A 13,872-nucleotide genomic window follows, 5' to 3' on the forward strand; every position below is an offset into this window, starting at 1 on the left:
CGCGGGAGTCGGCTCGCCGAAGGCCGTCCCTGATGGAGCCGGTGGTCACACCTGCCAGGGTGTCCCCACCGAACATTTTGTCGAATCGCTGAACAAATTAATTCGGCTGGCTCGATGTCGGGCAAGATGCGGACGGGTAACGGTTCTGCAACGGGGGGCGACATTCCGAACAGGACCGTATGAAGTGCCCCACCGATCTCGCTCGTTCTGGCGAGGCCCGGCCCCGCCGGCCACCGCCGACCCCGCGCCTTGGCAGGCCGGCGGATCTGTCGTACCGTGACACGCAAGTAACCCACGGGAGCCCGGTGTACCGGGCTGAGAGGGGGGCTGACAGCCCCCGACCGTCGAACCTGATCCGGGTAATGCCGGCGCAGGGAGGAGCGTTGCCGTGCCGTCCCTGGGGCGATTGCATCTCATCACCGACACCCGACCCGGTCGCGACCCACTCGCCGTGGTCCGCGCCGCCCTCACCGTGGCCCACGCCGACCTGGTGGTGCAGGTCCGGGTCGAGGATTCCGCCACCGACCGCGAGGCGTACGACCTGACCCGGCGGGTGCTGGCGCTCTGCGCCTCGTACCGGGCGACCTGCCTGGTCAACGACCGGTTGCACGTGGCGCTCGCGGTGGGCGCCGCCGGTGGACACGTCGGCGCCGACGACCTACCGGTCGCCGCCGCCCGCCGGGTGCTCGGCCCCACCGGCGTACTGGGCGCCACCGCTCGCGCGCCGGGCCCGGCGCGCGAGGCCGTCGCGGCGGGCGCCAGCTACCTCGGCGTCGGGCCGTGCCACACCACCAACACCAAGACCGGCCTGCCCGACCCCATCGGGCCCGCCGGGGTACGCGCCGTCGTCGACGCCGTCGACGTCCCGGTCATCGCGATCGGCGGAGTGACCGCCGCCCGGGTGCCGGCGCTGCGGGCCGCCGGGGCGTACGGGGTGGCGGTGGTCGGTGCCGTCTCCGCCGCCGCCGACCCGGCCCGGGCGACCGCCGAGCTGATCGAGGCGCTGACGTGCTGACCGGCCGGTCCCCATCAGCGCCGTCGAGCGACCGGGTCCGGCCGGACGTGGCAGTGGTGGGGGCGGGGCCGATCGGCCTGGCGATCGCCTGGCGCTGCACCGCGCGAGGGCTGCGGGTGGCGGTGCACGATCCGGCACCCGGTTCGGGGGCGTCGGCGGTGGCCGCCGGCATGCTCTCCCCGGTGGCCGAGGCGTACTTCGGTGAGCGGCAGCTGACCGGGCTACTGCTGGCGTCCGCCGCGCGCTGGCCGGCGTTCGCCGCCGAGCTGACCGAGACGACCGGGGTCGAGATCGGGTACCGGACCGAGGGCACGCTGATGGTCGGGCTCACCGGCGACGACCTGGCCGAGGCGCGCCGGCTCTGGGCGTACCAGCAGGGGTTGGGTTTGCCCGTGACGCCGCTGCGCCCCAGCGAGCTGCGCGACCGCGAACCGGCGCTGGCCCCACGGGTGCGCGGCGGCGCGCTCGCGCCCACCGACCACCAGGTCGACCCCCGGCTGCTGGTGCCGGCGCTGCGCACGGCCGTGCAGCGGGCCGGCGCGGTGCTCGTGTCGCAGCCGGTCCGTCAGTTGTCCGATGTGGACGCCGCGGTCACCGTGGTCGCCGCCGGCTGCGGGGCCGCCGCGCTCACCGGCCTGCCCGTGCGGCCGGTGAAGGGCCAGATCCTCCGGCTCCGCGCGCCCGACGGCGTCGCGCCGGGCTTCCGGCACGTGATCCGGGGGTACGCCGACGGCGAGCACGTCTACCTGGTGCCCCGCGCCGACGGTGAGGTCGTGCTCGGCGCGACGGTCGAGGAGCGCGCCGACACGACGGTCACCGCCGGCGCCGTGCAGCGGCTGCTGCGCGCCGGGGTCGACCTGCTGCCCGAACTGGCCGAGTACGACCTGGTCGAGGCGGTCGCCGGGCTCCGCCCGGGCACCCCGGACAACGCGCCGATCCTCGGGCCGCTGCCCGACCGGCCGGATGTCCTGGCCGCCACCGGGCATCACCGGCACGGCATCGTGCTCACCCCGATCACCGCCGACCTGATCGCCGATCTGGTGTTCGGCGGCGTACCCGACCCGCTGCTCGCGCCCTTCCGGGCCGACCGTTTCGGCGCTGCCGCGTTGGGCGGACCTGAACCGACGATGGAGGGGGACCCGTGGACTTGACGGTGAACGGGGCCGGGCGCAGCGTCCCCGCTGGCGCGTCCGTGGCGGACCTGGTCCGCGACCTCGTGGCGCAGCCGCGTGGGGTGGCGGTCGCGGTCAACGGCGAGGTGGTGCCCCGGACCGGCTGGCCGGCCCGGGCGCTGCGCGACGGTGACCGGGTCGAGGTGCTCACCGCGGCGCAGGGCGGGTGAGCGGCGTGCCGTTCGAGCTGGGTGGGCAGACCTTCACCTCACGGCTGATCCTCGGCACCGGCGGTGCCGCGAACCTGCACATGTTGGAACAGGCGATCCGGGCGTCCGGCACCGAGCTGGTCACCCTGGCGCTGCGCCGGGTGGGCACGGCGCCGGGCTCCACCGGCGGGTTACTGGAGCTGCTCGACCGGTGCGGCGTACGCCTGCTGCCGAACACCGCCGGCTGCCACACCGCGATCGAGGCGGTGAAGGTGGCCCGGCTGGCCCGGGACGCGTTCGACACCGACTGGGTCAAGCTGGAGGTGATCGGCGACGAGCGGACACTCCTGCCCGACGGGGTGGAGCTGCTCCGCGCCGCCGAGGAGTTGGTCTCCGACGGCTTCACCGTGCTGCCGTACACCAGCGACGACCCGGTGCTCGCCCGCCGCCTCGCCGATGTGGGCTGTGCCGCGGTGATGCCGGCCGGCTCGCCCATCGGTTCGGGGCTCGGCATCGGCAACCCGCACCACATTCGACTCATCCGGCAGGGTGTGGACGTGCCGGTGATCCTCGACGCCGGCATCGGCACCGCGTCCGACGCGGCGCTGGCCATGGAGCTGGGTTGTGACGGGGTGCTGCTGGCGAGCGCGGTCACCCGGGCGGCCGACCCGGTGGCGATGGCCACCGCGATGCGGTACGCGGTCGAGGCCGGTCGTCTGGCGGCCGGGGCCGGCCGGATCGAGCGTCGCTTCCACGCGCTCGCCTCCACCCCCGACGAGGGAAGGCCCGAGCTGTGACCCCGCCGTCCGGGGTTGTCCTGTTGACCGACCGGCTGGTCGCGCGGGCCGGGCTCGACCGGGTCGTGGCCGGAGCCGTGGCCGGGGGAGTGCGCTGGGCGGTGCTGCGGGAGAAGGACCTGCCCCGCGCCGAACGCGCCGCCCTCGCCGCCGACCTGCGCGCGATCCTCGCCGAGGCCGGCGGGACTCTCATCGTGGCCGGCCCCGACCCGCTCGGCGGCGACGCCGTGCACCTGCCCGCCGCCGGCCCGTACCCGCCGCCAACCCACGGCCTGGTCGGCCGCTCCTGCCACCACCAACCGGAGCTGAACCGCCTGACCGCCGAGCACTACGCCACCATCTCCCCGGTCTGGCCCACAAGAACAAAGCCGGGTTACGGCCCGCCCCTGGGACCGGACGGCCTGCGAAAGCTGGTCGACTCCACCCCTGTACCGCTGCTGGCGCTGGGCGGAGTCGAGACACCAGAACAGGTAACCGCCTGCGTCGCAGCAGGAGCCACCGGAGTAGCGGTGCTGGGCGCAATCATGCGAGCGAAAGACCCGACCGAGACAGCCGCGATTCTGACCAGCGCCTACGTCGAGGCAGTCACCCCTGCGCTGACCCAAACCGCAACCAAAAGCGAGGGAAAATGACCCCGCGCACACTGCTGACCATCGCCGGCTCGGACTCCGGCGGCGGTGCCGGCATCCAGGCCGACCTCAAGGTCTTCGCCGCGCTGGGCGCGTACGGCACCAGCGTCCTCACGGCGGTCACCGCGCAGAACACCCGGGGCGTCGACGCGGTGCTGCCGCTGCCCCCGCGCACGGTCACCGAGCAGTTGGACAGCGTGCTCACCGATTTCACCGTCTGCGCGGTGAAGACGGGAATGCTCGGCACTCCGGCGATCGCGGACGTGGTGGCCGAGGCGGCCCGGGACGGCCGGCTGCCTCAGCTCGTCGTCGACCCGGTGCTGGTCGCCACGAGCGGTCACCGGCTCGGCGTGGTGGGCGCGGTGGAGCGGCTACTGCCGTACGCCAGGGTGGCGACCCCGAACTGCGCGGAGGCCGCGGCGATCACCGGACGCCCGGTGGACGACGTGGCCGCGATGGTCGTGGCCGCCGAGGCCCTGGTGGCCGGCGGCCCGGAGTACGTGGTGGTCACCGGCGGTGACCTCGACGGGGGCGAGGCGGTCGACGTGCTGCACGGCGGCGGCGTCACCACCCTGTTGCGCGCACCTCGGGTGAGCACCCGGCACACCCACGGCACCGGGTGCTCGTTCTCGGCGGCGATCGCGGTGCGGCTCGGTCTGGGCGATCCGGTGCCGGCCGCCGTGGGGGCCGCCAAGGAGTACGTGCTCCGTGCGCTGACCGGCGCGCGGGGCTGGGAGCTGGGCGCGGGGCGCGGGCCGCTGAACCACTTCGGCTGGTCCGCTTGATCACCAGGGAGGCTGTCATGCACGCACGAGGCAAGGTGTACGTCGAGGGTTCGCGGCCGGACGTCCGGGTGCCGTTCGCGGAGGTGGGACTGACCGGGGACCTGCCCCCGGTGCGGCTCTACGACACGTCCGGTCCCGGTTCGGACCCGGAGGTGGGGTTGCCGCCGCTGCGCGGGCCGTGGATCGCCGAGCGGGGTGACGTGGCGCCGGTGCGGGGTGCGGGCACGCCGCTGGCCGGGGTGGACGGTCGCCGGCCCACCCAGCTCGCGTACGCGCGGGCCGGTGTGGTGACGCCGGAGATGGAGTTCGTGGCGATCCGGGAGAACGTCGATCCGGAACTTGTGCGGGCCGAGATCGCCGCCGGTCGGGCGGTGCTCCCGCTCAACGTCAACCACCCGGAGTGCGAGCCGGCGATCATCGGTAAGGCGTTCCTGGTCAAGGTCAACGCCAACATCGGCACCTCGGCGGTCAGCTCGTCGGTCGCCGAGGAGGTGGAGAAGCTGACCTGGGCCACCCGCTGGGGCGCGGACACCGTGATGGACCTGTCCACCGGCAAGCGGATCCACGAGACCCGGGAGGCGATCGTGCGGAACTCGCCGGTGCCGATCGGGACGGTGCCGATCTACCAGGCACTGGAGAAGGTCGGCGGTGACCCGGTGAAGTTGAGCTGGGAGGTGTTCCGGGAGACCGTGATCGAGCAGGCCGAGCAGGGTGTGGACTACATGACGGTGCACGCCGGGGTGCTGCTGCCGTACGTGCCGCTGGCCGTGGACCGGGTGACCGGGATCGTGTCCCGGGGCGGTTCGATCATGGCGGCGTGGTGCCTGGCGCATCACGAGGAGAACTTCCTCTATACCAACTTCGAGGAGCTGTGCGCGCTGCTCGCGCGCTACGACGTGACGTTCTCCCTCGGTGACGGGCTGCGCCCCGGCTCGATCGCCGACGCCAACGACGAGGCGCAGTTCGCCGAGCTGCGCACCCTCGGCGAGCTGACGAAAGTCGCCTGGGCGTACGACGTCCAGGTGATGATCGAGGGCCCCGGTCACGTGCCGATGCACAAGATCAAGGAGAACGTGGACCTTCAGCAGGAGTGGTGCCACGAGGCGCCCTTCTACACTCTCGGTCCGCTGACCACCGACATCGCGCCCGCGTACGACCACATCACCTCGGCGATCGGTGCCGCGATGATCGGCATGTTCGGCACCGCGATGCTCTGCTACGTCACGCCGAAGGAGCACCTTGGCCTGCCGGACCGGGACGACGTGAAGGCGGGCGTGATCGCGTACAAGATCGCGGCTCACGCGGCGGACCTGGCCAAGGGGCACCCCGGCGCGCAGGCATGGGACGACGCGCTGTCGAAGGCGCGGTTCGAGTTCCGCTGGGAGGATCAGTTCAACCTCTCGCTGGACCCGGAGACGGCGCGCTCGTACCACGACGCGACCCTGCCCGCGGAGCCGGCGAAGACGGCGCACTTCTGCTCGATGTGCGGCCCGAAGTTCTGCTCCATGAAGATCACCCAGGAGCTCAAGGAGTACGCGGCGCGCGGCATGAAGGACAAGTCGGAGGAGTTCGTCTCCGGCGGCGGCCGGGTCTACCTACCGCTCGCCTGACCTGCCGGCAGGGCCGGCTGCGCGGGTGTCGCGTGGTGATCGACTCGGGTTCCTTGATGTCGGGGTGTCCGGGTGAGTGGGATAGCCCGGTATCAGGGAACCCGAGTCGATCAGCGGCGACCGGTCGGTGTGACTGTGCGCTTCGTGGTGGAGTCAGTCGCGGTGGGTCATTCGCGGTGGTGCCGACCGGTGGAGCGCAACGACCGGCGGCCGTTCTCCTGCTCGGGCTCGTTGTCCGATACTGGCTTGCTCAGACCGGCGACCCAGTCGACGAATTCCTCGTCCTGGGTCGGCAGCGGCTCCGCCTCGTCCGACGACTTCGGGCTCTCCTCGTCGGCGCGGGACCGGTTGCGGCGGAACAGCCCACCGAGCCGCCCTCGCCGGGAGGGCTGCTCTGCCACCTTCGGCGGCGTCGGCGCTGCCGACGCATCGGCAGGCGCCAAATCGCCGGTGCCGGTGGCGGTGGCGCTGTCGGTCGTTGCGCTGGTGGCGGTGCCGGAGGGGGCGGCCACCGTGCCCGGAGACTCCGCCGGCCCTGACTGTTCGGCCCGAGCGGTCTGCTCGCTGGCTTCGGTCGGCGCTGTCCGCGCCGTCGAGCTGTCCGGCGATTCCGCCGACCGGGCGCGCCGAGAGGTGTCGAACGCGTTCCAGGTGCCGGCCCGGCTGAGGTCCGGCAACGGTGCCCGATGCCGGGGCTTGGGCGTCGGCCCGGTCGGCTCGTCCGGCCCGCTCGACCCATCCGCTCCCGTTGCCCCCGTGGCCCTCGGCTCGGAGCCCTGCGGTGGCACCGTCCACGTCGAGGTGACCGGCCAGGCTGTCGGCGCGGGCGTCCACCGGTCCGCGTCCGCGTCACTGGCGGCGGTGGTTCCGAACAAACCGGCGATGGGAACGTCCTCGGCGGCGGGCCGTGCGCTGTCGGTGCCACGAGCCCCGGCGCTGGCGGAATCGCTGGTCGGGAAGGCCGGGTCGGTCGGTGCTGCCTTGCTGCCCGTGCCGGCCTTCCGGACGCGCGGCGGTGCGGTGGCCTCCGTACCAGCGTGGTCGGTCGCGGTGGCCGGTGCTGGCGTCGCGCCCGTTGTGGTGCTCGGTGTCTGCGCGGCGTCGGTTGTCGTGGTCGAGGGCTCCGGGTCGGCCGGCGCCTGCGTCGCGCCGGCTGCCGAGGTGGCCGGTGTTTGCGTCGCGCCGGTCCCGGCGGTCGCCGAGGTGGCCGACGCTCGCTTCGAACCGGTGGCAGGGGTGGCCGGTGCTCGCTTCGCGCCGGTAGCGGTGGTGCGGGCCGCTGCCGTGCCGGAGGCACCAGCCGAGGCGGCCTCGGAGGTCGAGCTGGCCCGCCCGCCCGAGCTCCCCTGGCCGGGCACCGGAGTGTCGGTGCCCGCGTCGGACCCGGCGCTGTCGGCGAACCTGCCCGGCCGGGTGCCCTTCGGGGCGCGGCCGGTGGTCGTCTCGCCGGTGACCGTCTCGTCGGTGGTCGTCGCGTCGGTGGTTGCCGGGCCGACAGGGGAAGTGCCGTCAGCCGCGTCGGAGGCGGTGGCGTCCGGGTTGGCCTTCGACTTGCGGGCCCGTCGCGGCTTGATCGTCAGCGGCGCCTCGGGCGTGCCCGTGCCTGCTGTGTCCGTGCCTGCTGTGTCCGTGCCTGCCGTGCCCGTGGCGGCGGTGACGGAACTGGGAGCGTCCGTGCCAGCCGGGGCTGAGCTGGTCGCCTCCGTGCCGCTGCCCGTGCCGGTCGCCGCCGCGCTGGTCCGGGCCGCACTGCCGCTGGCGGGAATGGGCGTGTCCGAGCTGGTCGGGGCGCTGGGCGCGGCTGAGCTGGTCGGGGCGCTGGGCGCGGCTGAGCTGGTCGGCGCGCTGGGCCCGGCCGAGCCGGTAGTGCCTACGCCGGATGCGCCCGTGTTGCTCGGGACGGCGGCGGCCTTGCGGGTGGTGCGCCCACCGGTCGGACGGCCGCTGGTGCCCGTCACCGCGCCGCCGGTCGGCTCGTCCACCGCTTGGCCACCCGTCGGGGTCGCGGCGTCGGCGCGGCCGGCCGTGCTGCTGGCCGGGGAGGTGTCGGTGACCTTGCTGGTGTCGGTGCTGGCCGAGGGCTCGGTCGTGGCGGGAACATCATCCCCGCGGGTCGGGGACGTCGGCCCTGCGGCATTGAACTCACCGGTCGGCGCGGTCAGCCAGGATGCGGGCGGAGTCGGAGCAGCGGGAGCCGCAGTGGCGGGACTCGGACCATGCTGGCCGCTCGCGGTGGTCTCCGGCCAGTCCCAGTGGGCCGGGACGGTGCGTACCGCATCGGGGTCGCCCGCTGCCCACGGACCGGGGACGACCCCGCGAGGCTGCGTGGTGGCCAGCTCGGCGTTGGCCGACTCGGTGCCGCTGCGTTCGGCGGTGTCCCGGTCGTTCGCCGGCGCGGCGCCGGGCAGTGCCGGGCCGGCGGGCAGCGGGCGCAGGATGGAGGTGGGTTCGATCGCCTGCGGGTCATCGGTGGTACGGGTGCCCGTCGGCCAGCGCAGCAGTGCGGCGGCGGCCGCGCCGAGTGCGCCGGCGAGGATCGCGATCAACGAGCCGTAGTAGGGGGCGGCCTGGTAGCGGTCCACCGCGTCGCCCGGACCGGCGGTCAGGTAGGCGAACGCCACCAGCACCGGACCGGCCACCCCGGTGGCCCCGCTGACCAATGGGGCCTGGCCCCGCCAGCGCGCCAGCCCGGCGGTCGCCGCGCCGGCCAGCAGCGCCACGGTGGGCAGCAGGAGCAGCGCCAGTCGCTGGGCGGCGGCGTCGTCGAGCCAGCTCGGCTCCAGTACGCCGAGCCGGACGGTCGGCAGCGGGCCGGTCGTACCGAGCGACGGCAGGACGGAGATCAGCGCCAGCAGCCAGACCGCGCCGGCCACCGCCGCCACGTTCCAGCCGAGCTCGGGCCGGAACAGGACGGCGATCGCCGCGCCCGCTCCGATCAGCGCACCAACCACGGCGCAGATGGCCACCGCCCAGACCGGGTCGACGGAGATCAGCTCCGCGGCGCGGGCGGGCTGCATGCAGAGCGGGGCGATGACGGTGGCACCGAGCGCTGCCGCGGCACCGACCGCCAACTGCCGGCCGGTGCTGGCCGTCGGGGCGTCCCGGCGAGCGAGGCGTCCGGTCAGCACGGCGCCGGCGACGGCGGCGTTCGCGGCGAACCAGCCCACCCAGACGAGCTGGGCCGGCCACTGGTTGACGGTCGTACCGGTGAATGCGCCGGTCAGGCGGACGATGCCGAAACCGTACGCGACGCCGAGCTGGCCGGCTCCGGCCAGCACGCTCACCCCGAGCGCCGTGAGCAGCAGTCTGCCCCAGGTCCGAAAGGCCATGTCCGGCACGTTACGCACCTGGTACACCCGATCGCCAACGGCGCGCCGCGCGGCACGCCGGTGGCCACCGGCGGGTCTACTTGAGTTCGACCAGCCGGGCCAGGTAAGTCGTGTCCCCGACATTGGTGAGCATGTGCACCGCGCCCGGGTCCCGGTAGACCACCCCGCCGGTGGGCTCGTCGGCGTCGATCCGGGTGCCGTCGACGGTCTGTACGACGTTCTTGGCGCCCTCGATCGCCACCACCAGGTAGGCGTGGTCGTGCCGGTGCAGCGGCTGCCGCTCGCCCGGTTCGAGGCGGATGTGCCAGACCCGGACCCGGTCGTTCTCGTACACGATCTCCTGACCCACCGGTCCGAGTTCGGCTCCGTCGATCACGTCGGTCATCGTGCTCCGTCCAGTTGGGGCAGCACCTCGGCGGCGATCAGCTCAAGGTGGTCGAGATCATCGAAGTCGATCAGGCGCAGGTGGACCCGCGTGGTGCCGATCGCGGCGAACTCGCCGATCCGCTGCGCGAGCTGCGCGGGGGAGCCGACCACCGGGTCCTCCGGGGGCAGCGCGCTCTTCTCGTGCAGGGGTGCGGCCCGACGCTGCGCCTCCGCGTCGGTCCGGCCGATGGCCACCACGATCCCGGCGGAGAGCACCAACGGGTCGCGTCCGGACTCCGTCCGTCCGGTGCGCTCACACGTCTCGCGCACCCGGTCGTACGCCTCGGCGGTGGCCGCCACGGACTTGAACGGCATGTTGAACTCGTCGGCGTACCGGGCGGCCAGCTCGGGTGTGCGCTTCGGGCCGCGCCCGCCCACGATGATCGGCGGCCCGGGCATCTGCACCGGCTTGGGCAGGGCGGGAGCGTCCACCAGCCGGTAGTGGTCGCCGGTGAAGCTGTAGGTTTGGCCGGCCGGGGTTCCCCACAACCCGGTGATCACCTCAAGCTGCTCGGCCAGCCGGTCGAAGCGCTCGCCGACCGCCGGGAACGGGATGCCGTACGAGGTGTGCTCGCGCTCGTACCAGCCGGCGCCGATGCCCAGGTCGACCCGGCCGCCGCTCATCTGGTCGACCTGCGCGACCATCACCGCGAGGGGACCGGGCAGCCGGAACGTGGCCGACGTCACCAGGGTGCCGAGCCGGATCCGCTCGGTTTCCCGGGCCAGCGCGGCGAGGGTCAGCCAGGCGTCCGTCGGGCCGGGCAGGCCCGGGTCGGCCCCCATCGACTGGTAGTGGTCAGCGCGGAGGAAGCCCTCGTAGCCGCAGGCCTCGACCAGGCGGGCGAACCGGAGCTGGGTGTCGTAGCTGGCGCCACGGTTCGGCTCGGTGAAGACCGACACCCGCATGGTCAGTGTCCTTCCGCGCCGGCGGTGGCCGGCTGCTCGCGTTCCATCAGCAGTTCGTGCAGGTCGGCACTGACCTGGGCGACGTCGGCCAGGTGGGCGTTGCGGCCCAGGGTGCGGGGCCGGGGGATGGTCACGTCGACGACCTTGCGGATCCGGCCGGGGCGTGGGCTCAGCACGACCACCCGGTCGGCGAGCAGCACCGCCTCGTCGATCGAGTGGGTGACGAAGACGATGGTCGGCTTGTTCTCCATGTGCACCCGCTGGAGTTCGCCGGAGAGTTCCTCGCGGGTGAGCGCGTCCAGCGCGGAGAACGGCTCGTCCATCAGCATCACCCGGGGCTCACCGATCAACGACCGGCACAGCGACACCCGCTGCTGCATGCCGCCGGAGAGTTCGTGCGGCAGCCGCTTCTCGAAGCCGGCCAGCCCGGCCACGTCGAGCAGTTGCCGGGCCCGCTCCCGGTGCTTGGCGCGGCTCCAGCCGAAGATCTCCACCGGCAGCAGGACGTTGTCCAGCACGGTGCGCCAGGGCAGCAGCGCCGGCTTCTGGAACAGCATGGCGATGTCCTGGCGGGGGCGGGTGATCGGCGTACCGGCGACGGTGATCTCACCGGCGCTCAGCGGGAGCAGCCCGGCGATCAGCCGCAGCAGGGTGGACTTGCCGCAACCCGAGCGGCCGAGCACGGCGACGAACTCACCCTCGGCGACGTCGAGGTTGATGCCGCGCAGCGCTTCCACCCGGCCGGATCGGCCCTCGAAGGTGCGGGACACCCCGGACAGTCGGATCATCTCCGGCGTACCTCCGCTGAGTGGACGATCAGGAATCCGACAAAGGCTAACTGCTCTGTCGAGGTATGACACCGGCTGGGGTGGTCGTCAGGTTGTCTCCGTTCCGCAACCCGATACGCCTGGCGTCGCAACTGTGGGTTTCTCGTACGCTGTGCCCGCGAAGAGTCCCCCACGACGACGACGCCCGGCTTCGACCCCTCCCGCCGGCCCGTCATAACAACCCCCTCCGGTGGCCTGCCGGCCCCGGTCGGAAAGGACATGGTGCATCGATGAGAAGGCTGACCCGTACGGTCGCTACGGCCGCGCTGGCCACCGCCCTCGCCCTTGTCTCCGCCTGCAGCAGCGGGTCGGATTCGGCCGACGACGCCAAGGGCGGCGGCAGCGCGAAGCTGGAGAAGGTGACCTACCTGACCTCGTTCGGCAACTTCGGCCGTGACTCCTACGCCTGGGTGGCCAAGGACAAGGGCTTCTTCAAGGAAGCCGGCTTCGACGTCGAGATCAAGGCCGGTCAGGGCACCGGTGGCGTGATCCAGACCGTCGTCGGTGGCCAGGCCGACTTCGGCCCGATCGACCTCACCGGCGGTCTGCTCCAGCTCGGCAACGGCCAGGCGAAGGACTTCACCGCGGTGGCCGCGATCCAGCAGCGCACCATGGCGGGCATCGCCACCGTCGAGGGCAAGAACATCAGCTCGCCGAAGGACCTGGAGGGCAAGAAGCTCGCCGACACCCCCGGCTCCGTGGTCCGCAACCTCTTCCCGACGTACGCCCGGCTCGCCGGGGTGGACGCGAGCAAGGTGACCTGGGTCAACGGTGAGGCGCAGAACCTGATCGGCACGCTGGCCGCGGGCACGGTGGACGGCATCGGTCAGTTCGTCGTCGGTCAGCCGACCATCGAGGCGGTGGCCAAGAAGAAGGCCGTCATGCTGCCGTACAGCAACGTGATGCAGGACCTCTACGGCAACGTGCTGATCACCTCCTCGAAGATCGCCAAGGAGAAGCCCGAGATGGTGAAGAAGTTCACCGCGGCGCTGCTCAAGGGCCTCGAGTACAGCCTGGCGAACTCCAAGGAGGCCGCCGACATCCTGAAGAAGAACGTCGACGCCACCAACCCGGTCTCCGCCGCCGCCGAGCTGGAGCTGATGGCCGCGTACGTCCGCTCCGGCAACACCGGCACCGCGATCGGCACCCTGGACAGCGGTCGGGTCGCCAAGAGCATCGCCATCCTGCAGGGCGCCGGCGCGCTGAAGCAGAACATCACCCCCGAGCAGATCATCGACTTCAGCCTCGCGCCGAAGGCCTGATCGTCCGGTCGTCATCAGGGGGTACGTCCCGCCGATCCCGGTGGGGCGTACCCCCGTCGCTCGTCGGCCCCCGGCGGGCCGTGGGATTTCGAGGAGGACAGAGATGACCGACGTCCGGTCAGCGGACCCGGCGGTGGCGGAGCCCCCGCCCCCGAGCGCGGGCCCCGAGCCGGGGCGCACGGGTCGAGGTGCCGGTCTTCGGGCCGGGGCCGAGGCGGTGCTGCCCGCAGTCGGCCTCGTGGTCGCGCTGGCGGCGTGGTGGCTGACCGCCCGGCTGGAGCTGGTCCACCCCGCAGCCCTGCCCCCACCCGGTGACGTGCTCACCGCGTTCGTCGACAAGCCGGCCCAGCTGCTGGAGCACACCTGGGACACCATGCTGGAGATCCTGACCGGGTTCGCCCTCTCGGTGGTCGCCGGCGTCCTGATCGGACTCTCCCTGGCCAGCTCCCGCACGGTGGAGCGGATGTTCACGCCGCTGCTGGTCGCGGTGAACGCGGTGCCGAAGATCACGCTGGGACCGCTGCTGGTGGTGGCGCTCGGCTGGGGCCAGAAGCCGATCCTGACCATGGTGTTTCTGCTCTGCTTCTTCCCGATCGTGCTCTCCACCGCGACCGGGCTGACCACCACGCCGGCCGACCTGGCCGAACTGGTGCGTTCCTGGAACGCCTCCCGTTGGCAGGCGTTCCGCAAGGTGCGCTTCCCGGCCGCGCTGCCGCAGATCTTCGTCGGGCTCAAGGTGGCCATGCCACTGGCCGCCATCGGCGCGGTGATCGGTGAGTTCCAGGCCGGCGAGAGCGGCCTCGGCTACGTCATCACGCAGTACGCCGGGATCGGCGACACCGCCACCGCCTGGGCGGCGATCATGCTGGTGGCGCTGGTGAGCATCCTGCTCTACTCGGCGCTGCTGCTGATCGAGCGGTTCGCCCTGCCCTGGGTGCGAGAAACCACCAGCAGCCGCTAACCCA

13 protein-coding genes and 1 riboswitch are annotated in these 13,872 nt (G+C 72.9%); of the genes, 9 read left to right on the top strand and 4 right to left on the bottom strand.

Annotation, left to right across the window (positions count from 1 at the left end):
* The first annotated feature begins 284 nt into the window (after window positions 1-284).
* A riboswitch (TPP riboswitch) is annotated at window positions 285-394 on the top strand.
* The 7 genes from thiE (at window position 389) to thiC (ending at window position 6,157) form a co-directional block, all read left to right on the top strand.
* Window positions 389-1,015: a thiamine phosphate synthase gene (gene thiE, locus AC5L30_RS23535; RefSeq protein ID WP_494869819.1), complete on the top strand. Its 627-nt coding sequence runs from the start codon at window positions 389-391 to the stop codon at window positions 1,013-1,015. (Overlaps the previous riboswitch by 6 nt.)
* Window positions 1,009-2,166 carry a glycine oxidase ThiO gene (gene thiO / locus AC5L30_RS23540; protein WP_494869820.1) on the top strand — a complete coding sequence of 386 codons (1,158 nt, stop codon included), beginning with the start codon at window positions 1,009-1,011 and terminating at the stop codon, window positions 2,164-2,166. The genes thiE and thiO overlap by 7 nt, the downstream gene beginning before the upstream one ends.
* Complete coding sequence (gene thiS / locus AC5L30_RS23545) at window positions 2,157-2,357, top strand: sulfur carrier protein ThiS (RefSeq protein WP_494869821.1); 201 nt, start codon at window positions 2,157-2,159, stop codon at window positions 2,355-2,357. The genes thiO and thiS overlap by 10 nt, the downstream gene beginning before the upstream one ends.
* The gene (locus AC5L30_RS23550; protein WP_494869822.1) at window positions 2,354-3,133 is read left to right on the top strand and encodes a thiazole synthase; all 780 of its coding nucleotides are present in this window, start codon (window positions 2,354-2,356) and stop codon (window positions 3,131-3,133) included. The genes thiS and AC5L30_RS23550 overlap by 4 nt, the downstream gene beginning before the upstream one ends.
* Window positions 3,130-3,765 carry a thiamine phosphate synthase gene (locus tag AC5L30_RS23555; RefSeq protein ID WP_494869823.1) on the top strand — a complete coding sequence of 212 codons (636 nt, stop codon included), beginning with the start codon at window positions 3,130-3,132 and terminating at the stop codon, window positions 3,763-3,765. The genes AC5L30_RS23550 and AC5L30_RS23555 overlap by 4 nt, the downstream gene beginning before the upstream one ends.
* Window positions 3,762-4,547, top strand: coding sequence for a bifunctional hydroxymethylpyrimidine kinase/phosphomethylpyrimidine kinase (thiD, locus tag AC5L30_RS23560; protein ID WP_494869824.1), 786 nt, complete (start codon window positions 3,762-3,764; stop codon window positions 4,545-4,547). The genes AC5L30_RS23555 and thiD overlap by 4 nt, the downstream gene beginning before the upstream one ends.
* A 17-nt stretch (window positions 4,548-4,564) precedes the next feature.
* Entirely contained in the window at window positions 4,565-6,157 is a 1,593-nt protein-coding gene (thiC, locus tag AC5L30_RS23565) for a phosphomethylpyrimidine synthase ThiC (RefSeq protein WP_494869825.1), read from the top strand.
* Between the two features lie 167 nt (window positions 6,158-6,324).
* Here the strand turns inward: thiC and AC5L30_RS23570 are convergent, their stop codons facing one another.
* The 4 genes from AC5L30_RS23570 to AC5L30_RS23585 all read right to left on the bottom strand — a co-directional run bounded on the left by AC5L30_RS23570 (window position 6,325) and on the right by AC5L30_RS23585 (window position 11,606).
* Window positions 6,325-9,486 (bottom strand): hypothetical protein, encoded by a 3,162-nt coding sequence (locus tag AC5L30_RS23570; RefSeq protein ID WP_494869826.1) that lies wholly within the window; start codon window positions 9,484-9,486, stop codon window positions 6,325-6,327.
* 76 nt (window positions 9,487-9,562) lie between these two features.
* Window positions 9,563-9,871: a cupin domain-containing protein gene (locus AC5L30_RS23575; RefSeq protein WP_494869827.1), complete on the bottom strand. Its 309-nt coding sequence runs from the start codon at window positions 9,869-9,871 to the stop codon at window positions 9,563-9,565.
* Window positions 9,868-10,818 carry an LLM class F420-dependent oxidoreductase gene (locus AC5L30_RS23580; protein ID WP_494869828.1) on the bottom strand — a complete coding sequence of 317 codons (951 nt, stop codon included), beginning with the start codon at window positions 10,816-10,818 and terminating at the stop codon, window positions 9,868-9,870. The genes AC5L30_RS23575 and AC5L30_RS23580 overlap by 4 nt, the downstream gene beginning before the upstream one ends.
* A gap of 2 nt (window positions 10,819-10,820) precedes the next feature.
* The gene (locus AC5L30_RS23585) at window positions 10,821-11,606 is read right to left on the bottom strand and encodes an ABC transporter ATP-binding protein (RefSeq protein WP_494869829.1); all 786 of its coding nucleotides are present in this window, start codon (window positions 11,604-11,606) and stop codon (window positions 10,821-10,823) included.
* Between the two features lie 269 nt (window positions 11,607-11,875).
* Between AC5L30_RS23585 and AC5L30_RS23590 the strand changes: the two genes are divergently transcribed.
* Window positions 11,876-12,907, top strand: coding sequence for an ABC transporter substrate-binding protein (locus tag AC5L30_RS23590; protein WP_494869830.1), 1,032 nt, complete (start codon window positions 11,876-11,878; stop codon window positions 12,905-12,907).
* Window positions 12,908-13,010: 103 nt separating this feature from the next.
* Window positions 13,011-13,868 carry an ABC transporter permease gene (locus AC5L30_RS23595; protein WP_494869831.1) on the top strand — a complete coding sequence of 286 codons (858 nt, stop codon included), beginning with the start codon at window positions 13,011-13,013 and terminating at the stop codon, window positions 13,866-13,868.
* Window positions 13,869-13,872 lie beyond the last annotated feature (4 nt).

The sequence above is a fragment of the Micromonospora sp. BQ32 genome (assembly GCF_059358895.1).

Bases quoted from the DNA above. Each gene is read 5' to 3' on its own strand.
- thiD (WP_494869824.1), top strand. From the start codon at position 3,762: ATGACCCCGCGCACACTGCTGACCATCGCCGGCTCGGACTCCGGCGGC.
- thiC (WP_494869825.1), top strand. From the start codon at position 4,565: ATGCACGCACGAGGCAAGGTGTACGTCGAGGGTTCGCGGCCGGACGTC.
- AC5L30_RS23570 (WP_494869826.1), bottom strand. From the start codon at position 9,486: ATGGCCTTTCGGACCTGGGGCAGACTGCTGCTCACGGCGCTCGGGGTG.
- AC5L30_RS23575 (WP_494869827.1), bottom strand. From the start codon at position 9,871: ATGACCGACGTGATCGACGGAGCCGAACTCGGACCGGTGGGTCAGGAG.
- AC5L30_RS23580 (WP_494869828.1), bottom strand. From the start codon at position 10,818: ATGCGGGTGTCGGTCTTCACCGAGCCGAACCGTGGCGCCAGCTACGAC.
- AC5L30_RS23585 (WP_494869829.1), bottom strand. From the start codon at position 11,606: ATGATCCGACTGTCCGGGGTGTCCCGCACCTTCGAGGGCCGATCCGGC.
- AC5L30_RS23590 (WP_494869830.1), top strand. From the start codon at position 11,876: ATGAGAAGGCTGACCCGTACGGTCGCTACGGCCGCGCTGGCCACCGCC.
- AC5L30_RS23595 (WP_494869831.1), top strand. From the start codon at position 13,011: ATGACCGACGTCCGGTCAGCGGACCCGGCGGTGGCGGAGCCCCCGCCC.